Source organism: Streptomyces sp. NPDC038707, assembly GCF_040636485.1.
Lineage (GTDB): Bacteria > Actinomycetota > Actinomycetes > Streptomycetales > Streptomycetaceae > Streptomyces.
The window spans coordinates 74,394-98,531 of sequence record NZ_JBEZUP010000017.1 but is presented as its reverse complement, the minus strand read 5'-3'; the positions used below and the strand labels follow the sequence as shown (position 1 = coordinate 98,531).

The 24,138-nt window shown below is 73.0% G+C and carries 23 protein-coding genes; 3 read left to right on the top strand and 20 right to left on the bottom strand.

Features of this window, described 5'->3' with window-relative positions:
- Positions 1 to 46 precede the first annotated feature (46 nt).
- The 7 genes from AB0E62_RS23400 to AB0E62_RS23370 all read right to left on the bottom strand — a co-directional run bounded on the left by AB0E62_RS23400 (position 47) and on the right by AB0E62_RS23370 (position 6,289).
- Positions 47 to 1,078, bottom strand: coding sequence for an amidohydrolase family protein (locus tag AB0E62_RS23400; RefSeq protein ID WP_362196965.1), 1,032 nt, complete (start codon positions 1,076 to 1,078; stop codon positions 47 to 49).
- Positions 1,075 to 1,911 carry a hypothetical protein gene (locus AB0E62_RS23395; protein WP_362196962.1) on the bottom strand — a complete coding sequence of 279 codons (837 nt, stop codon included), beginning with the start codon at positions 1,909 to 1,911 and terminating at the stop codon, positions 1,075 to 1,077. The genes AB0E62_RS23400 and AB0E62_RS23395 overlap by 4 nt, the downstream gene beginning before the upstream one ends.
- Entirely contained in the window at positions 1,896 to 2,168 is a 273-nt protein-coding gene (locus tag AB0E62_RS23390; RefSeq protein WP_362196959.1) for a hypothetical protein, read from the bottom strand. The genes AB0E62_RS23395 and AB0E62_RS23390 overlap by 16 nt, the downstream gene beginning before the upstream one ends.
- 87 nt (positions 2,169 to 2,255) lie before the next feature.
- Positions 2,256 to 3,173: a branched-chain amino acid transaminase gene (locus AB0E62_RS23385; RefSeq protein ID WP_362196956.1), complete on the bottom strand. Its 918-nt coding sequence runs from the start codon at positions 3,171 to 3,173 to the stop codon at positions 2,256 to 2,258.
- Between the two features lie 70 nt (positions 3,174 to 3,243).
- Positions 3,244 to 3,495, bottom strand: a complete 252-nt coding sequence (locus AB0E62_RS23380; protein ID WP_362196953.1) for an ACT domain-containing protein — start codon at positions 3,493 to 3,495, stop codon at positions 3,244 to 3,246.
- 43 nt (positions 3,496 to 3,538) lie between these two features.
- Positions 3,539 to 5,341: an acetolactate synthase large subunit gene (locus AB0E62_RS23375; protein WP_362196950.1), complete on the bottom strand. Its 1,803-nt coding sequence runs from the start codon at positions 5,339 to 5,341 to the stop codon at positions 3,539 to 3,541.
- Between the two features lie 162 nt (positions 5,342 to 5,503).
- Positions 5,504 to 6,289 carry a fumarylacetoacetate hydrolase family protein gene (locus tag AB0E62_RS23370; protein WP_362196947.1) on the bottom strand — a complete coding sequence of 262 codons (786 nt, stop codon included), beginning with the start codon at positions 6,287 to 6,289 and terminating at the stop codon, positions 5,504 to 5,506.
- Positions 6,290 to 6,477: 188 nt separating this feature from the next.
- On the opposite strand from AB0E62_RS23370, the gene AB0E62_RS23365 reads away from it, so the two are divergent.
- Together AB0E62_RS23365 and AB0E62_RS23360 are read left to right on the top strand one after the other, a co-directional pair.
- Positions 6,478 to 7,761, top strand: coding sequence for an MFS transporter (locus tag AB0E62_RS23365; protein ID WP_362196944.1), 1,284 nt, complete (start codon positions 6,478 to 6,480; stop codon positions 7,759 to 7,761).
- 182 nt (positions 7,762 to 7,943) lie between these two features.
- Complete coding sequence (locus AB0E62_RS23360; RefSeq protein WP_362196941.1) at positions 7,944 to 8,747, top strand: IclR family transcriptional regulator; 804 nt, start codon at positions 7,944 to 7,946, stop codon at positions 8,745 to 8,747.
- A 14-nt stretch (positions 8,748 to 8,761) separates the two neighbouring features.
- Here AB0E62_RS23360 and AB0E62_RS23355 read toward each other — a convergent pair whose 3' ends face one another.
- From AB0E62_RS23355 to AB0E62_RS23320, 8 genes are all read right to left on the bottom strand, one after another.
- A complete protein-coding gene (locus tag AB0E62_RS23355) occupies positions 8,762 to 9,517 on the bottom strand; it encodes an SDR family oxidoreductase (RefSeq protein WP_362196938.1) in 756 nt (251 codons plus the stop codon).
- A gap of 73 nt (positions 9,518 to 9,590) precedes the next feature.
- A complete protein-coding gene (locus AB0E62_RS23350; RefSeq protein ID WP_362196935.1) occupies positions 9,591 to 11,000 on the bottom strand; it encodes an MFS transporter in 1,410 nt (469 codons plus the stop codon).
- Positions 11,001 to 11,054: 54 nt separating this feature from the next.
- Entirely contained in the window at positions 11,055 to 12,800 is a 1,746-nt protein-coding gene (locus tag AB0E62_RS23345) for a thiamine pyrophosphate-dependent enzyme (RefSeq protein ID WP_362196932.1), read from the bottom strand.
- Complete coding sequence (locus AB0E62_RS23340) at positions 12,797 to 13,981, bottom strand: enolase C-terminal domain-like protein (RefSeq protein WP_362196929.1); 1,185 nt, start codon at positions 13,979 to 13,981, stop codon at positions 12,797 to 12,799. Before AB0E62_RS23340 ends, AB0E62_RS23345 begins: the two co-directional genes overlap by 4 nt.
- Positions 13,974 to 14,855: an alpha/beta fold hydrolase gene (locus tag AB0E62_RS23335; protein WP_362196926.1), complete on the bottom strand. Its 882-nt coding sequence runs from the start codon at positions 14,853 to 14,855 to the stop codon at positions 13,974 to 13,976. The genes AB0E62_RS23340 and AB0E62_RS23335 overlap by 8 nt, the downstream gene beginning before the upstream one ends.
- Positions 14,856 to 14,880: 25 nt before the next feature.
- Complete coding sequence (locus AB0E62_RS23330) at positions 14,881 to 16,587, bottom strand: GH3 auxin-responsive promoter family protein (protein ID WP_362196923.1); 1,707 nt, start codon at positions 16,585 to 16,587, stop codon at positions 14,881 to 14,883.
- Complete coding sequence (locus tag AB0E62_RS23325; RefSeq protein WP_362196920.1) at positions 16,584 to 18,047, bottom strand: aldehyde dehydrogenase; 1,464 nt, start codon at positions 18,045 to 18,047, stop codon at positions 16,584 to 16,586. The genes AB0E62_RS23330 and AB0E62_RS23325 overlap by 4 nt, the downstream gene beginning before the upstream one ends.
- Positions 18,044 to 18,244 carry a 4-oxalocrotonate tautomerase family protein gene (locus tag AB0E62_RS23320; protein WP_362196917.1) on the bottom strand — a complete coding sequence of 67 codons (201 nt, stop codon included), beginning with the start codon at positions 18,242 to 18,244 and terminating at the stop codon, positions 18,044 to 18,046. The genes AB0E62_RS23325 and AB0E62_RS23320 overlap by 4 nt, the downstream gene beginning before the upstream one ends.
- Before the next feature lie 192 nt (positions 18,245 to 18,436).
- Between AB0E62_RS23320 and AB0E62_RS23315 the strand changes: the two genes are divergently transcribed.
- Complete coding sequence (locus AB0E62_RS23315) at positions 18,437 to 18,616, top strand: hypothetical protein (protein ID WP_362196914.1); 180 nt, start codon at positions 18,437 to 18,439, stop codon at positions 18,614 to 18,616.
- A 98-nt stretch (positions 18,617 to 18,714) separates the two neighbouring features.
- On the opposite strand, the gene AB0E62_RS23310 is transcribed toward AB0E62_RS23315, so the two are convergent.
- From AB0E62_RS23310 to AB0E62_RS23290, 5 genes are all read right to left on the bottom strand, one after another.
- A complete protein-coding gene (locus AB0E62_RS23310; RefSeq protein WP_362196911.1) occupies positions 18,715 to 20,355 on the bottom strand; it encodes an alkaline phosphatase D family protein in 1,641 nt (546 codons plus the stop codon).
- A gap of 223 nt (positions 20,356 to 20,578) precedes the next feature.
- Positions 20,579 to 21,355: an IclR family transcriptional regulator gene (locus tag AB0E62_RS23305; protein WP_362196908.1), complete on the bottom strand. Its 777-nt coding sequence runs from the start codon at positions 21,353 to 21,355 to the stop codon at positions 20,579 to 20,581.
- 299 nt (positions 21,356 to 21,654) lie between these two features.
- Positions 21,655 to 22,626: a PDR/VanB family oxidoreductase gene (locus AB0E62_RS23300; RefSeq protein ID WP_362196905.1), complete on the bottom strand. Its 972-nt coding sequence runs from the start codon at positions 22,624 to 22,626 to the stop codon at positions 21,655 to 21,657.
- Between the two features lie 54 nt (positions 22,627 to 22,680).
- Positions 22,681 to 22,896, bottom strand: coding sequence for a hypothetical protein (locus tag AB0E62_RS23295; protein ID WP_362196902.1), 216 nt, complete (start codon positions 22,894 to 22,896; stop codon positions 22,681 to 22,683).
- 11 nt (positions 22,897 to 22,907) lie between these two features.
- Positions 22,908 to 23,978: an aromatic ring-hydroxylating dioxygenase subunit alpha gene (locus tag AB0E62_RS23290; protein WP_362196899.1), complete on the bottom strand. Its 1,071-nt coding sequence runs from the start codon at positions 23,976 to 23,978 to the stop codon at positions 22,908 to 22,910.
- Positions 23,979 to 24,138: the final 160 nt, after the last annotated feature.

The window sequence follows — 24,138 nt, the reverse complement described above, 5'->3', positions numbered from 1 at the left end:
GGCGGGCGGTCCGGGTGCCCTGGTCGAACGGCGCCCGGCCGCGGGCTCACAGCTGGAGAGTGGGCGTGCGGAGCAGGTCGGCGGCGTTGTCGTGGGTGATCCGCCGGGCGGCCTCGTCGCTGAGGCCGAGCCGCCGCACGGTGTCGCCTGCGGTCGTGTCGCACAGGTCGAAGGGGAAGTCGGTGCCGACGAGGATCCGGCGCGGTCCCACCCGGTCCACGAGGTGGCGCAGGAGGCCGTCGTCGAACACGGCCGTGTCGTAGTAGAGCCGGTCCAGGTAGTGGCTGGGCGGGTGCGGGGTGGTGCGGGCCGCTTCCTTGCGGCGCCAGCCGAGGTCGAGGCGGCCCCGCAGCGCGGGCAGACAGCCGCCGCCGTGGGCCAGGCACAGCCGCAGGGCGTGCCGCTCCAGGACCCCGCCGAGCACGAGCCGGGACACGGCGATGGCCGTCTCGGCCGGGTAGCCGACGAGCTGGGGCATCCAGTAGTCGGCGGTGCGGGCCGGGCTCGGCGAGGCGTTGGGGTGCACCAGGACGAAGCTGCCGCGTTCGGCGAGGAACGCCCACAGCGGTTCGTTGACCGGCGCGTCGAGGTCGTGCCCGCCTCCCTGGGTGCCGATGGCGAACCCGGCCACGGCGAGGTCGTCCAGGCAGCGCCGGGCCTCGCGCACGGCAGAGGCGCTGCCCACCGGAAGCGTGGCGAGGGCGCGCAGCCGGCCGGGGGCCTGGGCCACGTACGCGGCGAGCGCGTCGTTGCCCAGCGCGACGATCTCGTCGGCGAAGGCGGTGTCGGGTGTGGTGCCCGCCGTCACGAACGGGGGCAGGGACACGGCCTGGAGCGCGCACCCGGCCCGGTCCATGGCGGCCAGCCGCGCCGGGATGTCGAACTGCTCGGCGGGGCACGGGATGCGGGCGCCCTCGGGGACGCCGGAGACCCGCGGGTCGATCAGGACATGTCCGTCCGCGAGCCCGTCCAGGCGGGCGAGGCCGCGGGCGGCCAGCTCCGCCAGGAGGGGGCGCGGCATGGCGTGGGCGTGGACGTCGGTGTAGCCGGCCGGTTCCGGGCCGGGGGCGGCGGTCACGTGGCGTCGCCCAGCATCTCGTACTCGACGACGCCCATGCCCGTGATCCACTCCCGTACGGGCTCGTAGGCGAGGACCTTCGCCGGGCGGTCGACGAGCCCGGCGAGGGTGAGCCAGCTGCGGATCTCGTGGGCGCCGTTGCCGGCCTCCTCCAGCTCCGCGTCGGACATGTCCAGGACGTCGGTGAAGTCGTTGCGGGCCATCGCGTCGAGGAACCACCGGTCGAACTCGGAGTCGATGTCGCCGACCCGCTCGGTGCCCACCCAGTGGGACAGTCCGCCGGCCGCGACCACGGCGACCCGGTCCAGTTCCGTGCACGCCTCGATGGCCTTGGCCAGCCCGCGGCCCAGCGCGTGGGCGCCCGCCAGCGGCACCATCGGCTCCACCGCGCAGTTCTGCAGCAGGGGGATCAGCGGCAGGTCGAACTCGGGGGCCAGGGCGTGGTAGACGGTCATGACGCCGTGGTCCAGGGTCAGGTGGTGCGAGATCGCCGGCTCGAAGCCACTTCCGAGGAGCTGCCTGGTGAGGGAGAGCGCGAATTCGGGGGCGCCCGGCAGCGGAGAATTCTGCGGAATTCCGAGCCAGCCCTCGGTGGGACCTATGTGGGTGGCACCAAGACCTATGCAGTGCTGCGGGAAATTCTCCAGGAAAAAATTGGTGAAATGCTCGTTGGAGACGATGACGACGGCCTGCGCCCCGGCCTCGCGCACCCGGCGGGAGGCCTGCTCGAGGGCGCCGAGGAAGCGGGTGCGCTGGCCCTCGGGGGCGGAGTCCCGGGCGCTGATCATCATCGGCGCGTGAGACGAGGCGAATGCTGCTACGACGCGCGCCACCTCGGCTTCACCCCCTCGGCGGACGGCCGGGTGCCGGCCAGCAGACCGCGGTAGTCGTCGCGGGACCGGCCGGTGAGCCGGGCGAAGGCGTTGAGCAGGACCGGGTGCACCCCGTGCAGCGACAGGGCGCGCAGATCGTCGTCCGCGAGTGCTGCCGCATGGGCCTCGGGAAGCTGCGGGGCGACCGCCGCGGCGCCCGCCCCGCCGGCTCGAATTCTGCTGAATACGGCTTGCTGCAATGCGTAGTTGTCAAACACACGGGAATCCTTGCAGTACCGCTCGGTGGCCACAATGACACCTTCCAGTCAGTGGAAACGGACAGTACGGAGGAATTCGCGCCGCGGTCAGTGGACGTATGTCAGCCACGAGTCGAAGGCGGGCTCCTCGCCGGCGGTGACCCGGTCGAGCAGCTCCCGCAGCCGACGGGTCACCGGTCCCGGCTCGCCGATCTCCCGGTGGTCGACGGAACGCACCGGCACCACTCCGGCCGCGGTGCCGGTCACGAAGACCTCATCCGCCGTGTACACGTCCGAGCGCAGCAGGTTCTCGGTCAGCACCGGGATGCCCGCGTGCTCGGCGAGGGCACGCACGCTGGCCGCGGTGATGCCGGACAGCGCCCCGGTGCTCGCGGGCGGCCCGATCAGCGCGCCGTCGCGGACGACGAAGATGTTCTCCGCGCTGCACTCGCAGACGTAGCCGTCGCGCGAGAGCATCAGCGCCTCGTCGAACCCCGCGGCCAGTGCCTCGCGCTTGGCGAGTGCCGAGGTGAGGTAGGGGCCGGTGGCCTTCGCCGCGGTGGGCACGGTGTTGGGGTCGCTGCGCCGCCAGGTGCTGGTGCCGAGGGTGATGCCGTGCAGATCGGCGTCGCCGCCGAGGTAACTGCCCATCTCCCAGCCCGCGATGGCGCAGGTCACCGGGGCGTTGCGGGTGTCCATGCCGATCTCGCCGTAGCCGAAGAACGCGGTGTGGCGCAGGTAGCAGGCGTCGTGGCCGTTGGCGCGGATCAGTTCGAGGGATGCCTTGAGCAGTTCGTCCACGCTGTGTTCCAGCGGGAGCTGGACCATGCGGGCGCTGCGCTCGAAGCGGCGCAGGTGGTCCTCCAGACGGAATGCGGCGGGGCCGCGCGAGGTGGCGTGGACCCGGGTCCCTTCGAAGATGCCCGTGCCGTACTGCAGGCCGTGCGCCATGACGTGGACCGTGGCGTCCTGCCAGGGGACCAGCCGGCCGTCCAGCCAGATGTGCGGGGCTTCGGGGATACGCACGTGGGGAGCCTTTCCGTCGCGGGCGGGTGGGTTCGATGCGGTCGGTGGGTCCGGGGCGGGCCGGGCGGGTTCAGGGGGCGGGGCGCTCGGTGACGTCGAGCACCTCGACCAGCTTGTCGAGGTGGGCGTCGAGCCGGGCCGCGGGGCGGTTGCCCGCGCCGAAGGTGAGCGTGACCCGGTGCACGCCGGGGCGCCCGGCGTGCGTGACCTCGAGCGCCTCGATGGCGAAGCGCCTGCGGGCGCACAGCGCGGTGATCCGGGCGAGCGCGGTGGGCGCGTCCTCGACCAGGAGGCTGAGGGAGCGGGAGGCGGGGGCGGACATGGTGGCAGGGTTCCTTCCGGGTCAGGGGCCGGGGCGTTCGCCGTCAGTCGTCCGCCGCGTCACCGAAGTCGGGCCGCACGTCGCGCGCCGCCATGACCTCGTCGTTGGTGGTGCCGGCCGCGACCATCGGCCAGACCTGGGCGTCCTCGTGGACGATGAAGTCGACGACGACGGGACGGTCGTCGATCTCGTTGGCCTCCTGGATCGCGCGGTCCAGGTCGGCGGGGTCCTCGCAGCGGATGGCGTGGCAGCCCATGGAGCGGGCCAGCATGACGAAGTCGGGGATGCGGGTGCCCCGGTTGGGCCGGCCGGGCTCGGCGTGCAGGACGCTGTGCGAGTAGCGCTCGCGGTAGAAGAGGTTCTGCCACTGGCGGACCATCCCGAGGACGCCGTTGTTGATGACGGCGACCTTGATGGGCAGGTCGTTGAGGGTGCAGGTGGCCAGTTCCTGGTTGGTCATCTGGAAGCAGCCGTCGCCGTCGATCGCCCAGACGGTGCGGTCCGGGGCGCCCGCCTTGGCGCCCATCGCGGCGGGCACCGCGTAGCCCATGGTCCCGGCGCCGCCGGAGTTGAGCCAGGTGGCGGGTTCCTCGTGCGGCAGGAAGTGGGCGGCCCACATCTGGTGCTGGCCGACGCCCGCCGCGAAGATCGTGCCGGGCGGGGCGAGTTGCCCGATCCGCTCGATGACCTGCTGGGGCGCGAGCGAGCCGTCGGGGGGCAGCGGGTAGCCGAGCGGATAGGTGCGGCGCCAGTGGTTCAGCTGCTTCCACCAGGCGGCGTAGCCGGTGGCCGCCTCCCCCGCCGCGCCGGTTCCCACCCGCTCGCGCAGCGCCTCGGTGAGCAGGCCGAGCACTTCACGGGCGTCGCCGACGATCGGCACGTCGGCGGTCCGGTTCTTGCCTATCTCGGCGGCGTCGATGTCGGCGTGGATCACCTTCGCGTACGGGGCGAAGCCGTCCAGCCGGCCGGTGACCCGGTCGTCGAACCGGGTGCCGACGGCGATCAGCAGGTCCGCCTTCTGCAGCGCGGTCACCGCGGTGACGCTGCCGTGCATCCCCGGCATCCCGACGTTGAGCGGGTGGCTCGTGGGGAACGCGTCGAGCGCCATCAGCGTGGTGGTGACGGGGATGTTCGCCAGTTCCGCCAGCTCCTTGAGGCGGGCGCTCGCACCCGCCTTCAGGACGCCGCCGCCCACGTAGAGGACGGGCCGCTCGGCGGCGGCTATCAACTCCGCGGCCGCCCGGATCTGCCGGGCGTGCACCGACGGCGCCCGGCGGTAGCCGGGCAGGTCGAGGGACGGCGGCCAGGTGAACGTGGTCGACGCGGTCAGGGCGTCCTTGGCGATGTCGACGAGGACGGGCCCGGGCCGGCCGGTGGCCGCGATGTGGAAGGCGCGGGCGATCGCCCGCGGGATCTCCTCGGCCCGGGTCACCAGGAAGCTGTGCTTGGTGATCGGCATGGTGATGCCGACGATGTCCGCTTCCTGGAAGGCGTCCGTGCCGATGGCCGCGGCGGCCACCTGCCCGGTGATCGCCACCAGCGGCACCGAGTCCATGAACGCGTCGCCGATCGGGGTGACCAGATTCGTCGCACCGGGGCCCGACGTCGCGATGCAGACCCCGACCTTGCCGGTGGCCTGGGCGTATCCGGTGGCCGCGTGACCGGCGCCCTGCTCGTGCCGGACCAGGACGTGGCGCAGCCGGGTCGAGTCGAGCATCGGGTCGTAGGCGGGCAGGATGGCTCCGCCGGGCAGCCCGAAGACGGTGTCGGCACCGACCTCCTCGAGCGACCTGATGAGGGCCTGCGCGCCGGTGAGCTGTTCGGTGGGCGGGGCGTGCTGGGTCATGAGGGCTCTCCTGCGGGGTTCAGCGGGGTGGGGCGGGGGGCGCCGCCGCGCGAGGCCGGCCCGGGGGCGTGCCGGGCGTCGCGGGGCCGGGGGCGCCTGACGGCGGTGGCCGGACGCCGGTGCACGGACCGGCCCGGGCGGCGGCGGCCGGCGTCGGCGGCCTCATCCGGCGCGCAGCGCCACCGGCCCGAGCCCGTCGAACTCCGCCTGCACCAGGTCGCCGGAGGAGACCGGCACGGCATCCGTGATCCCCCCGGTCAGCACGGTCCAGCCCGCTTCGATGCGCAGCCCGCGCCGGCCCAGCACCTCGGCCGCGAACACGAGGGCCTGGAGCGGGTCGTCGAGCACGTCGGCGCCGACGCCCCGGGCCGCTTCGGCGCCGTTCAGGGTGAGCCGGCAGGACACGGTCCGCAGGTCGGGAGCGGCGTCGAGCGGACGGGTGGCGGAGCCGAGGACGTAGCGGCCGCTGGAGGCGTTGTCCGCCACGACGTCGGGAAGCGTGAACCGGTAGTCCTGGTAGCGGCTGTCGATCAGTTCGAGTCCCACGCCGACCTCGCCGACGCAGGCCGCGGCCTGCTCCCGGGTCACGTCCGGGCCGGCCAGCGGTGCGGCGAGCGTGAAGACGATCTCGGGTTCCACCCGCGGGTGGATGTAGCCGTCCACGGGTACCGGCGCGTCGCCCTCGGCGAGCATCCGGTCGGTCAGCCAGGCCACCAGGGGCTCGGACACGTTCATGCGCTGCTGCTTGGCGGGCGAGGTCAGCCCGAGTTTGACGCCGACGACGCGTTCGCCGCGGGCGAGCCGCAGTTCGAGGGCGGCGTCCTGGACCGCGTACGCCTCCTGCACGGTGAACTCCGGCCATCGCGAGGTCAGGGGTTCGACGGCGCGCCCCGCCTCTTCCGCCTCGATCAGCGTCAGCGCGGCCTTCTGGATGTCCAAGGACGGCACTCGGGGATCCTCACTTCGGTCGACGTGGCCTCCGCGATCACCGACCGCTGCCGGGGGAGGCGACGCAATCGTGACGGTCCCGCCGCCCACGGCAAAGCTCCGCTGCCACTGAGTGGAAGTCGGCCAACTTGTCGTGAGGCGGACGGTGTTACATGGTGTGTACCACTGTGGAGGGAGACGGAAGACCAGTGAGCACGCGAGCCGACCGAGCCGACACGCGCGTCCATCCGGCCTGGGGCATGCTCGCCCTGGTTCTGCTGGGACTGCTGACCGCGCAGGGCACGCGCATCGCCTTCGGGGCGTTCGTGCCCGCCTGGCGGGACGGGCTGCATGCCGAGCTCGGCACCATCAGCCTGATCGGCATGGTGAGTTACCTGGTCTACGGGCTCACCCAGCCGCTCGTGGGCTCGATGGCCGGACGGTTCGGCGCCCGCGCGGTGCTCGCCTCGGGTGTCTTCATCGCCGGCGCCGGGCTGCTGCTCGCCTCGACCGCCTCGTCCGTGCCGATGCTGCTCGCCCTGTACGGCGTCGTGGCGACGCTCGGCTTCAGCGCGGCGTCCGGGGTGACGGCCGGTCTGGTGGTGCGCCACTGGTTCACCGCCCGCCGCGGTCTCGCCTTCGGCCTGGTCGAATCGGGCTTCGGCGCCGGGCAGTTCGTCTTCACCCCGCTGTCGCTGCTGCTCATCGACCTGTACGGCTGGCGTCACACGCTGGTCGTCGAGGGGGCGCTGCTGCTCGTGGTCGTCGGGCCGATCGTCGCCCTGCTGCTGCGTTCGACGCCCGCGCAGGTGGGCGCGGAGCCGTACGGCGGACCCGATCCGGAGGACGCCGCCCCGCAGGAGCCGGCCGGGAAGCGCGGCGCGGGGCAGTGGGGGCAGGTGCTGCGCTCTCCCCTGATGTGGGGACTGGTGGCGCCGTTCTTCGTGTGCGGGGTCACCACGACCGGCCTGATGGACACCCACCTGGTCTCGATCGCCCATGACCACGGCGCCTCGACCGCGGTGACGGGGGCGGCGACCGGCCTGCTCGCCGCTGCCAACGTCCTGGGCACGGTGGTGTCCGGTCCGCTCAGCGACCGTTACAGCTGTGCCCGCATCCTGGCCGTCCTGTACGGGGTGCGCGCGCTGGTGCTGATCCTGCTGGCCCTGTTCCCGTACGGGGTCTGGCTGGTTCTCATCAGCATCGCCTTCGGCCTGGTCGATTTCGCCACCGTCGCGCCCACCCATCTGATCGCCACCCGCCACTTCCCCGCCGACCGGATCGGGTTGGTTTTCGGCCTGCTCTCGATGGCGCACCAGGTCGGTTCCTCGCTCGGCTCGTACGTCCCGGGCCTCGTCCACGACCTGACGGGCAGTTACGTGCCGACCCTGCTGGGATGTGCTGCGGCCCTGCTCATCGCCATGATCGGCTGTCTCGCGGCGCTGCCGGCCCGGACCACGGGGGCGGTGCAGTCCGTCCCCGTGGCCCCTTGACCGGCTTTTGACCCGCGGAAACTCCGCTGGGTAATCGGTCACGTCCGAATGAGTAAGCAGACGTTTCGGTAGTCGAGAAGACGCTGACAGTGACGGAGGGTCCTGGGTAGCTTCTCCCGCGTACGAAGACGGTCAAGGTCGATCGTCCCGGGGGTACGGGGGAACCGAGAAAGGCCACGGACATGTCCGAACGCCAGAGGGAAAGCAACCCGCCGAGCAGCGTCACCGGAAAACTCTTCGCCATCCTCGACTGCTTCACCTCCGAGCGTCAGGTGTTGCGGCTCACCGACATCAGCGCCCTGTCCGGTGTGCCGCTGTCCACCGTGCACCGCATGTGCGCGGACCTGGCGAGCAGAGGCGCCCTGGAGCGCGGCCCGGACGGCACCTGGTCGGTCGGCGGCCGGCTGTGGCAGATCGGCAGCACCGCCCGCAAGATCGCCCTGTTGCGGGACGTCGCCCAGCCCGTCATGTGCGACGTGCACGCCAAGACGCTGCAGAGCGTGCACGTCGCCGTGGTCTCCGGTCTCCAGGCGAGGTACCTCATGGATGTCGGCGGCAGTGTGTCGGCGCCGGTGCTGCCCCGGCTCGGCAGCACGTTCCCGCTGCACACCACGGCCTCCGGCAAGATCCTGCTGGCGTTTTCCGATCCGGAGTACCAGGAGCGGGTCATCGCGGCGGGGCTGCCCGTGCGCACCCCGTACGCGGTGTCCGAGCCGGGCCGGCTGCGCCGCTGCCTCGCCGAGGTGAGACGCACGCAGATCGCCTATGTGTACGAGGAGTTCGCGCTGGGGGTGTCCGCGGTCTCCGCGCCGATCCGGCACGGGAACCGGGTGGTCGCGGCGCTCACCCTCGTGGCCCGCTCCCAGATGCCGCTGGAGAAGTGGGAGCCGTTGCTGCGCCAGGGGGCCGCGCTGGCCTCGCGCCGGCTGACGGCGGTGGCGCCGCCGCACAGCGACGACGCCGACCTGGAGCGGACCATGGTCTGAGCGGGCGCCCCGGTTCACAGGCCGTGCAGGGCACCCCCGTCGACGGGTACGACACAGCCCGTCAGGTACGAGGCGGCCGGGGAGAGGACGAACGCGGCGACCCGGGCGAACTCCTCCGGCTGCCCCTGCCGGCCGAGCGCGCTGCGGGCGGCGGCACGGGCCGCCGCCCCGCCGCCGTCCCGGCCGTCCAGGTCCCGCAGCCGGTCCGTCATGATGCGGCTGGGCAGCAGGCCGAGGACGCGGATGCCCCGGCCGCCCAGTTCACCGGCCAGGGTCTTGGCCACCATGGCGAGCCCCGGGCGCAACCCGTTGGACAGGGCGAGGCCGGGAATGGGTTCGCGTACCGAACCGGACAGCACGAACGCGATCACCGATCCCTCGCCCAGGTGGCGCGCCGCGGCCCGCGCGGTGCGTACGGCGCCGAGGAACACGGACTCGAAGGCCGACCGCCACTGGTCGTCGTCGACCTCGGTCACCGCTCCGGCCGGCGGCCCGCCCACGCTGATCAGGACGCCGTCGAGCCGTCCGAACGTCTCCACGGTGAACGCGGTGAGCCGCTCGGCGGCCCCCGGGTCGGCGTTGTCGGCCACCGCGCCCCGGGCCACGTCCGGCCCGCCGAGCCGTTGCTCGGCCGCGTCGACGGTGGTCCGGTCGCGGCCGGTGACGACCACCTTGGCGCCGTCGTCCACCAGCGTCCGCGCCGTGGCGAAGCCGAGCCCGCGACTCGCGCCGGTCAGCAGGTAGACACGGTCCTTCAACCCGAGATCCACGGGCCCTCCCCTCTCCTCGGACGTCTCCCCGAACCGCTCGCCGGTGCGATCGCCGAAAGCCGCACGGCGCCGGTCACCGCCCGGCCGGGGCCGCGCCCCGGACGGCCGCGAGCACGGTGGCCAGGCTGACGACGAGCAGTGCGGCGGCGGCGAGCAGACTGGCGCGCAGCCCGGTGAAGAACGAGCCGTCCCCCGCGACCAGCGCCCCGAACACCGCGATGGCCAGGGCGGTGCCGACCTGACGGAAGGTGTTCATCACGCCGGACGCGGTGCCCGTACGATCGCCGGGCACGTTGTTCATCAGCAGCGCCGTGGCCGCCGGGACGGCCACACCGCCGACGCAGCACACCGGCACGATCAGCACCGCGAGGGCGGCGTCGCCGACCCGGTCCCCGAAGAGGGCGACCACGGCCAGCGTCACCGCGGTCACCGCCTGCCCGGCCACGATCGGCGGCCGTGGCCCGAACCGCTGGATCAGCCGGGCCGCGACGAACAGGTTGAGGACGGCCACGACCGTCGTCATCGGCAGGAACATCAGACCGGCCTGGAGCGCCGACAGGCCGCGCTCCTGCTGGAAGTAGAGGCCGAGCACGAAGACGCTGCCGTAGAACGCGACGCTGATGGTGGCGCCCACCAGCGAGGGCACGCTGACGAAGCGGCTGCGCAGCAGGCTCAGCGGCAGCATCGGGTGCGCGTGCCGGGACTCCACGACGACGAACACCGCGAGCGCGGCCGCGGCCAGGGCCAGGCTCGCCAGCACCAGCGGGTCGCCGTAGCCGCGGGCACCGCCCTCGATCATGCCGAAGGTCAGCGCGGCGAGCGTCACCACCGCGGTGCCCTGCCCGGCCAGGTCCACGGGGGTGCGGCGGCGCGGGGACGCGGGCACCCGGCGCATCAGCCACAGCGCGAGCAGGCCGACCGGAAGGTTGAGGAAGAAGATGGCCCGCCAGCCGAGCGCGCTGGTGAGCACTCCGCCCGCCACCGGCCCGGCCGCGGCCGCGACGGCGCCGCCCGCCGACCACAGCGACAGGGCCCGCACCCGCTGGGCGTCGTCGGGGAAGACCTGCCGGATCAGGGCGAGCGAGGCGGGGGTGATGACGGAGGCGGCGCATCCCTGCACCAGCCGCGCGCCGATCAGCACCGGCATGTTCGGCGCCAGCCCGCACGCCACCGAGGCGAGCGTGAAGAAGACGAGCCCGCCGATGTAGGTCCGGCCGGCGCCGATGCGGTCGGCGAGGGCGCCCGCGGAGAGCATCAGCGCGGCGAACATCAGGGTGTAGCCGTCGACCACCCACTGCAGCGCCGTCATGCCGCCGCCGACGTCGTCGCTCATGGCGGGCAGTGCGACGTTCACCACCAGTGCGTCGAGCGTGATGATGAAGAAGCCGAGCACCGATCCGGCGAGGATCATCCCCGGGCGGACGGCGGGGGGCGGGCCGGGGGTGCCGGCGGTGGACAGCTGGGGAGTGGGTGTGGAGGTCACGGGTGTTCCTGTTGCTCGTGAGACCGGTGCGGTGGGGGCGGGTTGCCGGCGGCGCTACTCCGTGAGCAGTTCCACCAGGACGGGTCTGCCGTGTTCCTTGATCCAGGCGACGGCCTCGGTGATGGCCGGCACCACGCCGTCGAGCGACTCCACGCGCTCCAGCGCGTGCACGTTGTAGGCGCGGGCCAGGGTGACGAAATCGACCGGGTTCTCCTCGAATCCCGTGCCGATGTGGGCGTGTTCGGTGGCGCGGTCGCGGGCGGCCGCGATGCGCTCGGCGTGCCGGGTGGAGTTCTGGTACTGCCGGTTGTTCATCACGACGACGAGGAGCGGGACGTCGTACGCGCTCAGGCTCCACAGGGCGCTGGGCGTGAACAGGAAGTCGCCGTCGGACTGGAGGTCGATGCAGAGGGTGCCGTCGCCCTTGTGCGCGAGCGCCGCGCCGACGGAGGCGCCCGGGCCGTAGCCGAGTCCGCCGCCGCCGTTGAGGCCGAGGCAGCTGAGCGGACGCTCCAGCGGCCACAGCCGGCGCACCCAGGTGTCGACGGTGACGCTGCCGGAGTTGACGATGACCCATTCCTCGTCGCGTACGGCCTCGTGGATGCGGGCGACGGCCGAGGAGACCGCCATCCGCTCCTGGCCCGCGCACCGCTCGGCCTCGGCGGCCCAGGTGGCGCGCGCCTTGTGGTGCGCGGCCGCGAGCCGGCCGGTCCGCTCGGCCCGCTCGCGCGCGCCGGACGCGTCCCCCGGTGCCGCCGCCAGCGCGGCCAGCAGCGCCTCGACGGAGCCGAGCACCTGGGCGCTGTGCGCCTGGGCGACCGGGACCAGCGGCATGTGGTCGGCGGACCACTTGCTGGTGAGGAGTTCGCCGGGCCCGATGGTGACGACATGGGTGCCGGGCGGCGGCGCGCCCCGGTCGTCCAGGTCGAGGAAGGCGCCGAGCGCGCTCGCCAGGTCCTGCACGTCCAGGGCGATCACGAGGTCGGCGGCGGCGAGCAGGTCGCCCTCGATGCCGGAGACGTTCTGCGGGTGGGTGGACGGGAAGCTCAGCCGGTTGCCGCGGTCGACGACGGCGGCGCCGGTGGCCTCGGCGAGCGCGACGAGCGGGCGCAGGGTGCGCGGGTCCTGGCCCGAGAAGTCGACGACGAGGACGGGCAGCCGGCTCGCCCGCAACCGTGCCGCGAGTTCCCCGGCGGCACGGCTGTCGAGCGCGGGCAGTACGGCGGGCCGGGCGGCGTCCGCGGGCAACAGCCGTACGCCGTCCTCCAGTCGCTGCTCCTGCACGTCGAAGTCGAGGGTGACGAAGACCGGTGCCTTCATGCCGCTGTCCATCAACTGGTGGGCACGGTACAGGGATTCGAGGGTGGCCCGCTGGCCGATGGGCTGGTCGCTCCACTTGACGAAGTCCTCGACGACCTTCGGCAGGTGCTGCGAGGTGTGGATCCAGTCGATCCAGGGGCGGCGCAGGTCGGCGGCGAGCGGGCCGTTGCCGCCGACGACGAACAGCGGCACCCGGTCGCACCAGGCGTTGAACAGCGCCATGGAGGCGTGCAGCAGGCCGACGTTGGCGTGTGTGAACACGGCCATGTGCCGGTTGCTCGCCTTGTAGTAGCCGTGCGCGATGGCGACGGCTATCTCCTCGTGGCAGGCCATGACGATCGACGGGGCGATGGCCGCGTTGTCCTCGTGCACCAGGGAGTCGTGCACCCCGCGGAACGAGGCCCCCGGGTTGAAGGCCACGTACTCGAAGCCCTGCTGGTGCAGGAACTCCACCACGGCGTCGGAGAAGTACTGCGTCACGGTCTTCCTGCCTTTTCCCTGGCCGCCGGGGACTCCTGCCATCCGGCGGGGCCCGCGCGGTGGGCGAGGACCGCCCAGTTCCCGGCGGATTCGTTCAGTGCGGTGCCGAGTCCGGTGCCCGGCGGCGGTGCGATGGTGTTGGCCCGCCGGTCGACGGCGGGCATGGGCGTGACCACCGGCTCGGGGAAGTAGCGGTCGGACTGGCCGGACTCGACGGTGAGCGCGTCGGGCAGGCAGAACGCGAGGTGCCGTCCGGCGGCGATCAGCGGCCCGGTCTCCGCCACCTGCACACCGACCTGGTAGGCGATGCCGTGGCTGCGGGCGAAGCGGGCGATGTCCATGGAGGCGAACAGCCCGCCGCACTTGGAGACCCGGATGTTGAACGCGTCGCAGGCGTCCGCCGCCTCGGCCGCCTCGGCGTCGGCGAGCGAGCACACGGACTCGTCCAGCATGATCCGGGCGCCGGTGGCGAGCCGCAGTTCGCGCAGGTCGTCCAGCGCGCCCTTGGCCAACGGCTCCTCGAACCAGGTCACGCCGGCGTCGGTCAGCCGTCGCACGTGGTCGGCGGCCCGGTCGGGGTGCCAGCTCATGTTGGCGTCGACCATCACCGGGACGCCGGCGGGCAGGGCCGCGCGCAGCCGGCCCACCGTGGCCACGTCCCGTTCGATGTCGTCGGACGCCTTCACCTTCACGAAGTGGAACGGTCCGCGGGAGTCCAGGAACTCCTCCACGGTCGTGCCCAGATCGAGGACCTGGGAGATGCGCAGGGCCGGCGGCCCCTCCCCCGCGGCCGGCGCGAGGAGTTGCCGTGCCCCGAGGCCGAGCCGCTGCCCCAGCCAGTCGACCACGGCCAGTTCGAGCAGGCAGACGAGGTTGCTGCCGCCGTCGATGCCGAAGGTGCCGGTGAATCCGTCGCGGCGCAGCGCGGCGAGCACCTGGTCGGCGGGCTCGGCGCGCAGCGTCCCGTACAGCCCGTCGAGCGGGACGTCGCGCAGGCGGGCGAGGACGGAGGCGCAGGTCTCCCCGGTCACGTACGACCGCGGAGCGCACTCGCCGTGACCGCTGACGCCGTCGACGGTCAGCCGCAGCAGCAGGCTCTCGCTGGTGCGGCGGCGCTTGGCGGGGTGGTCGAAGCCGTACCGCATGGGCAGGCGCACATGGTGGACACGGGCCTCATCCATCGTGACCGGCTCTCTCGCCGCCGAGGAAGGCGGCCGACCAGGCGATCAGTTCGTCGCGCACGTCGGTGAAGTACAAGTAGTGCTTGTCCGTGGGGAGTTCACGGATCCGTCCGCGGCGGGCGGTGAGCCGTGCGAAGACGTGCCGGGACTGTTCGAGGTCGACGACGGGGTCGCGGTGTCCCGACACATAGGCGGCCGGTACGTCCTTCAGGGTGCCCTCGGCCGTCACGTACAGCCGCTCCAGGTCGAGCAGGACCGCGCGGGAGCGGTGGGTGAGGGTGCGCACGGCGAGGTCGTCGCCGTCGATGAAGTCCCGGTAGCGCGCGAGGTCGCTGAAGTCCGCGGCGGCCAGGCCCGGCTCCCACACCCCGTCGCCGGGCCGCTCGGTGAGCCGGGCGCGCTGCTCGGCGGAGAACGTGGCGTGCATCCGGCCGAGTGGCGCGGAGCAGAACAGCACGCTGTCGGGAGCGACGGTGAGGGCGCGGTGGTGCAGCAGCGCCGCCAGGAACGAGCCGCCGAGGCAGTGCCCGAACAGGCCGAGCGGCAGTGCCTCGCCGACGGTGGCCCGCAGGTGTCCGAGGGCCGCGGCGTAGTCGTCGAGCACCGTGTCCGCGTCGGGGATCTCGCCGCGGGCGCCGTCGCTGATGCCGCTGCCGCGCCGGTCCAGGACGAAGAAGGCGACGCCCTGCTCGGCGTAGCGGGGCCCGGCCTCCCACAGCCAGCCCGCGTGGGACTGCAGTCCGTGGAAGTAGAGGACGGCGGCCCGGGGCTCCGGCGGGGTCCACCGGTGCAGGGCGAGCCGGACGCCGTCGCCGCGGTCGAGGAGCGTGATGTCCTTGCGGACCGTCCGCGGCGCGGGGGTGAGCGTGTGCATACGGGTGCGTTCCTCCTGTCGGGCCTCAGGCACGGCCCGCGCCGGGGCGCTCGCCGATGATCCGGGCGACGAAATCCGTGTCCCGTTGGAACGGCTTGTACTTGTACTGGGTGGCGTTGCCGGCCTGCCGTCTGCTCTCGACGTACGCCGTGATGCGGTCGGTGGGCACGGTGATCACCTCGATCGGGCCGAGGCGCGCGCTGTCGCGCTTCGACGCGTACTCGGAGTTGACCGCGCACAGTTCGCGGTCGATGCGTGCGCTCACCCGGTCGTCGGGGACGCCGTGGCCGTCGCCGGTCTCCACCAGCACGGTGTAGGACGGCGGTTCGCCCCAGCGCGGCCCGCACATGTACAGGCCGAGTTCCAGGCCGAGCGCGGCGAAGCCCTGTTCGAGCGCCTGGGTGACGTGGGCCTCGGTGAGCTTCTCGCCGGTGAAGGAGTGGAACACGCCGTCGCGGCGCACGAGGTGCAGCCACGGCACCCCGCCGGCCATCTCGTCCACGTGGTAGATGTCGCCGTACCAGAGCCGGTAGAGGCCGTTGGCCTGCGAGGTGATCAGGTGGTACTCGCGGCCGGGCTCCAGCTCGTCGCAGAGCAGGGTGCGCACCTCGTCGCCGCGGCCGGCGGCGAGGAGGTCGCCGAGCGGCACGTCCGCGGGCACGAACTCGTAGAAGCCCTGGTTCACGGCGAGCGGCTGGCTGTGCTCGGTGGCGTCGACGGGGATCGCGGTGACGGCCTCGCTGCCGCAGCTCATGAACGGCACCTTGGCGACGCCGGGGAAGAGTGCATCCAGTTTGGTCTGGTAGAGGCGGGTGGAGGCGGACATCCAGCAGGTGTACAGGCGCAGCCCCGGCCAGATGTCGGTGAGCGCGAAGTCCGGGTCGGCAAGCACCCTCTCGAGCCGGTCGGCGGTGTCCGGATCGGCTTCGGCACCGCTGTGGGGGCGGCCTTCGACGGTGCCGTCGCGCAGGTCCTTGGCCAGCCGGTCCCCGTTGGCCGCCAGGAGGTCGCGCAGCGACACCAGCGTGCTCGGGTTGATCGCGCTGATGAACCGCACGTCCTTGCCGAGGAGATGGCGCAGGCGGTGGTACATGCGGCGCTCGTGCGCGGTGGGCACGTCCAGACCGAACCAGGGCGCCTCGTGCCAGGGCGCGTGCCAGTCGAGCCCGCTGAGCCGCGGGTGCCGGTTGGTCACCGCCTGGAACTCGGCGCCCTGCACGAACTCGCCGCCCTCCTCGCGCACGGTCTGCGTGTCGAGGGTGGCGTACGGGCCGGCGACCAGCTCGGGACAGTACTCCAGGTACGTGCCCCACAGCGCCTGGAGGGCCGTGTTCCGGTAGCGCTCCATCCAGTGCAGGCTGTACGGGATGCGCTTGGGCGTGCCGGTCGTTCCGCTGGTCTTGAGCCAGCGCGGCACGGGGCTGCAGCTGAGGGTGCCGCCCTTGGTGCGGGTCTCCCGTTCGATGAGCTCCGCGAAGTCCTCGTAACGCATCAGCGGCAGCGTGGCCCGGAACGCGTCCGGGTCCGACGGCGGTACGGAGTAGCCCTCCTCCCGCCAGTGCAGCGAGTCGGTGCTGACGGCGAGGATGTCGTCGAGGACGCGCAACTGGGCGGCGCGGGGCTCGGCGAGGTCGGCGAGGAGGGCGGCGCGGGCCGCCCGGCACTCGTCGGCGAAGGCGTCCTTGCGGGCGGCCCAGTGCTCCTGCCAGTCCTGCGGCCGGTCGGCACTCACGCCTGCGCCTCCGCCGCCGCTATGCGCATCACCACGGCCTTCGGCTCGGTGAAGAACTCCCGGCTGTAGGTGCCGCCTTCGCGGCCCACGCCGGAGTCGCCGACGCCGCCGAAGGGGGCGCGCAGGTCCCGTACGAAGAAGCAGTTGACCCACACCGTTCCCACGTCGAGCGCGGCCGACAGTCGGTGGGCGCGGTGCAGGTTCTCGGTGAAGACCATCGCGTTGAGCCCGAACGGCGTGCCGTTGGCCAGTTCCACGGCCTCCCGCTCGCTGTCGAAGGGGGTGACCACGACGACCGGGCCGAAGATCTCCTCGCGCACGAGCCGGGAGTCCTCGGGCACGTCGGCGACCACGGTGGGCCGCACGGTCCAGCCGTCGCCGAGTCCGCCGGTGACGACGCGTCCCTCGCCGGACTCGGCCAGCTCCACGTAGGAGCGCACCTTTTCGTAGTGCTCCTGGGACGACAGGGGGCCGATCTGGGTGCTCTCCTCGCCGGGTGCGCCGAGCCGCAGCGCGGCGGCCGCCTTGCTCAGCCGCTCCAGGAACTCCTGGTAGACCGGCCGCTCCACGTAGATGCGGCTGCCGGCCAGGCACACCTGGCCCGCGTTGGTGAAGATGGCCTTGATCGACCATTCGACGGCGCTGTCCAGGTCGGCGTCGGCGAAGACCAGGTTGGCGCCCTTGCCGCCGAGTTCCAGGCTGACCGGGGTCAGGTTGCGGGCCGCGGCGGCGGAGATGACGCGGCCGGTGGCGGACTCGCCGGTGAAGGTGATGCGGTCGACGTCGGGGTGCTCGGTGAGCGCCTGGCCCGCGCCGTCACCGCCGAAGCCGTGCACGACGTTGAGGACACCGGCCGGGATGCCGGCCTCGACCGCGAGCTTGGCGAGCAGCGTCGCGGAGGCGGGCGACTGCTCGGCGGGCTTGAGGACGACGGTGTTGCCCCAGGCCAGCGCCGGGGCCACCTTCCAGGAGGCCATCATCAGCGGGAAGTTCCACGGGGCGATGGCGGCGACGACGCCCGCGGGCTCGTAGCGCGTGTACACGTGGTGCCCGGTGTCGGAGGGCAGCGCCTCCGCGGCGGTCAGGCGCGCGTGGTCGGCGAAGAAACGGAAGTTGGCGGCCGTGCGCGGCACGTCCTTGCCGCGCGTCTCGGTGATGGGCTTGCCCATGTCGGTGGTGTCGGCCTGGGCGAGTTCCTCGGCGTGCGCCTCGATGAGGTCGGCGAACCGGTGCAGCAGCCGCCCGCGTTCGGCGCTGCCCATCCGCGGCCACGGTCCCTCGTCGAAGGCGCGCCGGGCGGCGGCGACCGCCCGGTCCACGTCGGCCGCGCCGCCGAGCGCGACCTCGGCCCAGGGGGCGCGCCGCCACGGGTCGACGGTCTCGAACCGCCGCCCGTCCGCGGACGCGCACTCCTCGCCGTCGATGACATGTCCGAAGAACCGGTGCGTGCCGTCGCTCATGCGCTCTGCTCCGTCCGCTCCTGAAGCGTCACGTCACCGGCGGCCCAGTGCGTCGGGGGCACTTCGCGTACGAGGACGCGGATCCGCTCGTCGGGGACGCCGAGGCTGTCACGCACGGCCCGGTGTACTTCGCTGATGAGGGCCCGCACCTGCTGGGCGTCCCGCCCTGCGGCGAGACTGATGTCGATCAGAGGCATACGGCCACGCTGGCACGGCGCCCGCACCGTGGGAAGAAACGGCTTCCACTCACCGGAAGCGCCGCTGACCTGCGATCACCGAGCCCGCCGCTGCGAGCGGGGTGCGCGCCCGTACGCGCGCGCAGTAACCTGACGAAACGTCATGACCACGCCGTACGGGCCGAATCGCAGCAAGAGACCGAGGAGCTCAAGGTGAAGAGATGCAAGAGCGTTCTCATCGGCATCGTCGCCCTCGCGGGACTGGGCCTGGCCGTCGCGCCGGCCCGGGCAGCGGACCTCTCCCCCCGCGGCGGCGACGCCGCCTCCGTGAGCGAGGCACACCCCGCTGTCGGACCGGCCTCGGTGCCCGCGGATGACGCCCACTGCTGCTGACCGGTGTTCCGCCGCGACGGTGCCGGGCCCCGGCCCCCGTACGGGAGGTACGGGGGCCGGAGCCCGGGTCGGCCTGTGTGTCCCGCCGCGCCGGGGGCTCAGGCCGGCTTGAGCCCCGGGGCGCCGGCCTCCGTGACGAAGGACGCCGCGGTCGTGACGGGTGCGCCCGGCCTGGTGACGTACGGGACGGTCTTGAAGTCGGCGCGGGCCGCTTCCTTGCCGAGCGTGACGGTCACATAGCCGCGCCGTCCGTTGTAGAACCTCATGTGTGGGTTGGCCGCGAGGAAGGTGGCCCAGTTGGCCGGCCGCTCCGCCCCGTCGCGCCCGCTGGTGATCGACGTGGTGACGATCTCCGTGCCCACGGTCGGGGAACCGGGGTCGCCGAAGTCGCGCTTGATGTCGAACGCGTAGTGCACGTGCACATCGCCGGTGAGGACCATGAGGTTCTCCACGCCGGCGGCCTCGGCTCCCGCCAGGACCCGCTCGCGGGAGGCCGGGTAGCCGTCCCAGGAGTCCATGCCGACCTTGGACGGCCTGGCGGTGCTGTTGTACCGCTGGGAGAAGGTGACCTGCTGCGGTACGACGTTCCACAGCGCCCGTGAGGTGCGCCAGCCGTCGATCAGCCACCGCTCCTGCGTGGCGCCGGTGAGCGTGCGCGCCGGGTCCTCGGACTCCGGGCCGGGGTACTGCCAGCCGTCGCCGTAGGCCTGGTCCGACCGGTACTGGCGGGTGTCCAGGACATCGAACTGGGCGAGCCGGCCCCAGTGGAGACGGCGGTAGAGCCGCATGTCGGAGCCGGTGGGCAGCTGCGGCCGGCGCAGCGGCTGGTGCTCCCAGTAGGCGCGGTAGGCGGAGGCGCGGCGCAGCAGGAACTCCTCGGCGGAGCCGCCGTCCTCCGGGACGTCGTCGGCGTAGTTGTTCTCCGTCTCGTGGTCGTCCCAGGTGACGACGAAGGGGTGCGCGGCGTGCGCGGCCATCAGGTCCGGGTCGGACTTGAACAGGGCGTAGCGCAGCCGGTAGTCCTCCAGCGTCACCGTCTCGCGGTTGTAGTGGGCCGGAAGGGTGCGGTCGGTGTACTTGCGGTCGTTGCCGGTGGCGTTGACGGCGTACTCGTACAGGTAGTCGCCCAGGTGGAAGACGACGTCCACGTCGTCCTCGGCGAGGTGGCGGTAGGCGGTGTAGTAGCCGTCGGTGTAGGCCTGGCAGGAGACGGCGCCCAGGGTGAGCGCGGCGGGGCGGGCGCCGGGCTGCGGGGCGGTGCGGGTGCGGCCGGTGGGGCTCAGCCACGCTCCGGCGCGGAAGCGGTAGAAGAACACGCGGTCCGCCGGCAGGTGGGGCACCTCGACGTGGACGGTGTGGCTGAACTCCGGGTGGGCGGTGGCGGTGCCGCGCCTGGCGATCCGGCGGAACTTCGCGTCGTGGGCCAGCTCCCAGTGCACGGTGACGCGCTGCTTGGGCAGTCCGCCGTCGGGCTGGTACGGCCGCGGGGCCAGCCGGGTCCACAGCAGGACGGAGTCCGGCAGCGGGTCGCCGGAGGCCACGCCCAGTGTGAAGGGGTCGTCGGTGATTCTCCGGGCGTCGAGCTCGGCGGCCGCGGCCGTGCCGGCGGCGGGCAGGTTCACGGCGAAGGCGAGCGCGGCGGCGGCGCCGGTCACGGTGAGGAAGCGGCGCCGGCCGAGGTGCCTGGCGGCGGCGCGCAGTTCGGGGGCGTGCTGGGACGGGCGTACTGCGGATGTCATCCGGTCTCTCCCCTGTCGCGGTCCATGCAGGGGGCAGTTGACAGGGCCGCGACGACCACGGCGGAGCAGCAGCCTGGCAGTCTCATGACGCTCACATGACGGAATCATGAGTTCCGGTCAGGGTGCGTCACCCCGCCGCGTCGGCCGGGCGAGCCGCCGTGTCCGCCGTGCGGGCCGGGTGCGCCGCCGTGTCCGCCGCGCGGGCCCGGCCGGTGTCCGGCCGTCAGGCGACCGTGGATTTCAGCCGTGCCCCGAGGGACCGTGAGATACCGCGCGCCGCGACCCGCACCAGCGGGGCGAGGGCGTGCGGGTTCACGGCGTCGGCGTGGGCGACGACCGAGACGGCCGCCACGGCGGTGTTGTCCGGGCCGTACACGGGGGCGGCGACCGACACGGCGTCCATCGTCACCTGCCGGTCGCTGACGGCGACCCCGGTGCGGCGCACTTCGGCCAGAGCGCGGCGGACCTCGTCCGGGGCGCACAGGGTCTTCTCCGTGTGCCGGGCGAACGGCCGCGAGAGCACCTGTTCCTGGACCTCCCGGGGGGCATGGGCAAGCAGGACGAGGCCGACGCCGGTGGGCGCGAGGTCGAATCGCCCGCCGACGCGGGTGAGCACCCGGACCGCGTCCCGGCCGGCGAGCCGCTCCACATAGACGACGGACAGGCCCTCGCGGACGGCGAGCTGCACGTTCTCGCGGGTGACGTGCTCCAGGTCGGAGAGGTACGGCAGGGCAGCCTCGCGCAGGCCGAGGCCCCGCGGGGCGAGCGAGGCGATCTCCCACAGCCGCAGCCCGATGCGGTAGCCGCCGTCCGCCTCCCGTTCGAGCGCGCCCCAGCCGGCCAGTTCCTTCACCAGCCGGTGGGTGGTGGTGAGGGGCAGGCCGGTGTGGCGGGAGATCTCGGCGAGCCGGAGGGCGGGCCGGTCCGGCGCGAAGGCCTCCAGCACCTGGAGAGCCCGGGCCGTCACCGAACAGCTGTCGGTCGGGGCTCGGCGCTGCATGCGGACCTCCTCGTTCGGTTGCCCGCCGCTCCGCAGCGGCCTCGGGCACGTCACCGAAAAGCTAGGCAGAGCCCTGACGGCGGTCAATGCTCCGGCGAGTGTTCGGGACGACGGGAGGCCGGTCGTACGACGAGCGGTCCGGCACGAGGGGAAGGCCCGGCGGTTTCACGGGCGTGGCGGTTTCTCCTGGGCGCGGGCGAGCGTCGTGGGTCCTCGCGGACGGGTGCCGCCCCGGCAGCACGTACCGGCCGGCACGCGAGCGCCGGAGATCCCCGACCTGCCCCCGGTGACACCGGCCGTCAGAGATCCAGGACGAGCCTCGGGCACGCCGCCCGGGAGACGCAGATCATCATCGTGTCGTGCGCTTCCCGTTCGGCCGGGGTGAGGAGGGAGTCGCGGTGGTCGACCGTACCGTCGAGCACGGCCGTCTCACAGGTGCCGCACGTGCCCTCCCGGCAGGAGGAGAGGACCTGCGCCCCGGCCTCCTCGACCGCCTGCAGCACACTCTTCTCCGGCGGGACGGTCACGGTGATGCCGGTCTGCGCCAGCTCGACCTCGAACGCGCCGTCCCGCAGGGGCTCCTGCGGGACCTTCGGCGTGAACCGCTCGACGTGGAGGGTGCCGGCCGGCCAGCCGGCGCACCGTTCCTCGACAGCCTCGAGCAGCGGTTCGGGTCCGCAGCAGTAGACGAGCGTACCGGGGCGCGGTGTCCCCAGGAGCGCGCCGAGGTCGAGGAGCCCGTGCACGTCCTCGGGCCGGACACGCACCCGCTCCCCGTACCGCGTGACGAGGGCGTCCCGGAAGGCCATCGACGCGAGCGTCCGCCCTCCGTAGGCCAACTCCCATCTCCGGCCCCGCCGTTGGGCCTGCTCCAGCATCGGAACGATCGGGGTGATGCCGATGCCGCCGGCGATGAAGAGGTACCTCTCGGCGTCCTCCAGGGCGAAGTGGTTGCGCGGGCCGCGCACCCGGACCGGATCGCCCTCGGACAGCTTGTCGTGCACATGGCGGGAGCCGCCGCGGCCCTCCTCCTCCCGCAGGACGGCGACGCGCCACACATGGGCGTCCTGCGGCGAGGAGCACAGCGAGTACTGCCGTGCGAGATCCGGGGCGAGCACCAGGTCGATGTGCGCGCCGGGCGTCCAGGCGGGCAGCGGAGCGCCGTCGGGCCGCCGCAGGTCGAGCGAGACCACACCGTCCGCCTCGTCGGTGCGGCGGGTCACGACGAGGTCGAGTTCGGCATCGGGTGGTGCGGTGGTGTGTGTGGGCATCAGAGGTCCTTGAGTACGGGAAGGCACGGGACGGCGTGCGTACGCGGAGTGCGGTCAGGCGCCGGCGAGGCGGCCGGGGCGGGACGTGGCGGCCGGGGCGGGGGCGGGCCCGTGCCCCGGGTGGCCGTCGGGGTGGGCGAGCAGCCACTCCCACAGCTCCACCGGGTCCTCGGACTCCCGGGGCTCCCCGCACCAGCACCAGCCGCACAGCCGGTCCGTGCCCGGGACCCACACGATCCGGTACACCGTGTCCCCGTCGGGCATCGCCATGGGCCGCGGGCTCACCGGACGGCCGCCGCCGACTCGGTCGCGCCGGCCTCGACGAGCCGCCCGAGGATGCGGCGGGCGGCCAGTCCACCGGTGTCGATGTTGATGCTGAGCTCCTGCGTCCCGGCCGGCTCGGAGGCGACGGCCTGCTCCAGCCTGTTCAAGGCGACGACGTCCTGGAGGACGACGGTGCGGTTGTTCTCGTACAGGAAGTCGGAGACCTCCTGGTCGTCCAGGGCGAAGTCGCGGGCCACGGCCCAGAAGTCGTGGGTGCTGGACTCGGTCTCGGGAGTGATGGCATAGACGACCTCGACGTGGAAGGCGTGCGGGTCGCTGCCGTCCGCGGCCGGGCCGGGGGCGCCGACGGGGGCGATGCGCGAGTGCAGCAGGTACAGGCAGGGGGCGTGGTACTCGATGTCCTGCCAGCGCGTGATCCGGCCGTCGATGCCGGTGGACCTGGCGTAGAACGGCGGACAGTCCGCGTCGTCCATGTGGCGGCTGACGTACACGACGCCCGCCTTCTCGTCGACCTCGGTGGTGATGGGGGTCTCGGCGACCTCGGGGGTGCCGATGTACCCGCCGTGCAGGTACGTCTCGTGGGACAGGTCGAGCAGGTTGTCGACGAGGAGGCCGTGACGGGCCGCCAGCGGTTCCATGCCGCTGACGGTGGTGTAGCCGGGCGAGACCAGCCAGGGAGCGCGGGGGACGAGGGCCTCGTCGGCCTTGTCCCGGTCGCCGATCCACACCCACACGAAGGAGTCCTGCTCCTTGACGGGGTAGGAGGCGAGCCGGGCGGTGCGCGGCACACGCTGCTGGCCGGGCACCCGCACGCACACACCGTCGGCTCCGTAGGTGAAGCCGTGGTAGCCGCAGACGACCGTGTCGCCGTCCAGCCGGCTCGGCTTCTCGGAGAGCGGGAATCGACGGTGCACGCAGCGGTCGGCCATGGCCGTGACCTCCCCCGCTTCCGTACGCCAGAGAAGGATCGGCTCGCCGCAGACGGTCCGGGTGAACAGCTCCCGCCCGATCTCGCTGCCGTAGGCGGCCACGTACCACTGGTTGCGCGCGAATGACGTCGTCGTCATCGTCATCTCCCTTGTGTGCGGGCGGACGGGTCGCAAGGGACGCCGTGGGTTTCCAGGGTGCTGCGCGCACGGGGCCGCGGACAGGGTGCCTTCCGCTGACCGGAAGGCGGGGGCGGCCAGGGGAGGCGCGTGGCGGCCGGCCGACGCCGTGAGCCGTCCG

What these genes read in the sequence shown, in the direction of transcription:
- AB0E62_RS23310 (WP_362196911.1), bottom strand. Translation starts at nt 20,355, where the DNA reads ATGACATCCGCAGTACGCCCGTCCCAGCACGCCCCCGAACTGCGCGCC.
- AB0E62_RS23320 (WP_362196917.1), bottom strand. Translation starts at nt 18,244, where the DNA reads ATGCCTCTGATCGACATCAGTCTCGCCGCAGGGCGGGACGCCCAGCAG.
- AB0E62_RS23290 (WP_362196899.1), bottom strand. Translation starts at nt 23,978, where the DNA reads ATGACGACGACGTCATTCGCGCGCAACCAGTGGTACGTGGCCGCCTAC.
- AB0E62_RS23360 (WP_362196941.1), top strand. Translation starts at nt 7,944, where the DNA reads ATGTCCGAACGCCAGAGGGAAAGCAACCCGCCGAGCAGCGTCACCGGA.
- AB0E62_RS23340 (WP_362196929.1), bottom strand. Translation starts at nt 13,981, where the DNA reads ATGGATGAGGCCCGTGTCCACCATGTGCGCCTGCCCATGCGGTACGGC.
- AB0E62_RS23325 (WP_362196920.1), bottom strand. Translation starts at nt 18,047, where the DNA reads ATGAGCGACGGCACGCACCGGTTCTTCGGACATGTCATCGACGGCGAG.
- AB0E62_RS23380 (WP_362196953.1), bottom strand. Translation starts at nt 3,495, where the DNA reads ATGTCCGCCCCCGCCTCCCGCTCCCTCAGCCTCCTGGTCGAGGACGCG.
- AB0E62_RS23335 (WP_362196926.1), bottom strand. Translation starts at nt 14,855, where the DNA reads ATGCACACGCTCACCCCCGCGCCGCGGACGGTCCGCAAGGACATCACG.
- AB0E62_RS23305 (WP_362196908.1), bottom strand. Translation starts at nt 21,355, where the DNA reads ATGCAGCGCCGAGCCCCGACCGACAGCTGTTCGGTGACGGCCCGGGCT.
- AB0E62_RS23300 (WP_362196905.1), bottom strand. Translation starts at nt 22,626, where the DNA reads ATGCCCACACACACCACCGCACCACCCGATGCCGAACTCGACCTCGTC.
- AB0E62_RS23375 (WP_362196950.1), bottom strand. Translation starts at nt 5,341, where the DNA reads ATGACCCAGCACGCCCCGCCCACCGAACAGCTCACCGGCGCGCAGGCC.
- AB0E62_RS23295 (WP_362196902.1), bottom strand. Translation starts at nt 22,896, where the DNA reads ATGGCGATGCCCGACGGGGACACGGTGTACCGGATCGTGTGGGTCCCG.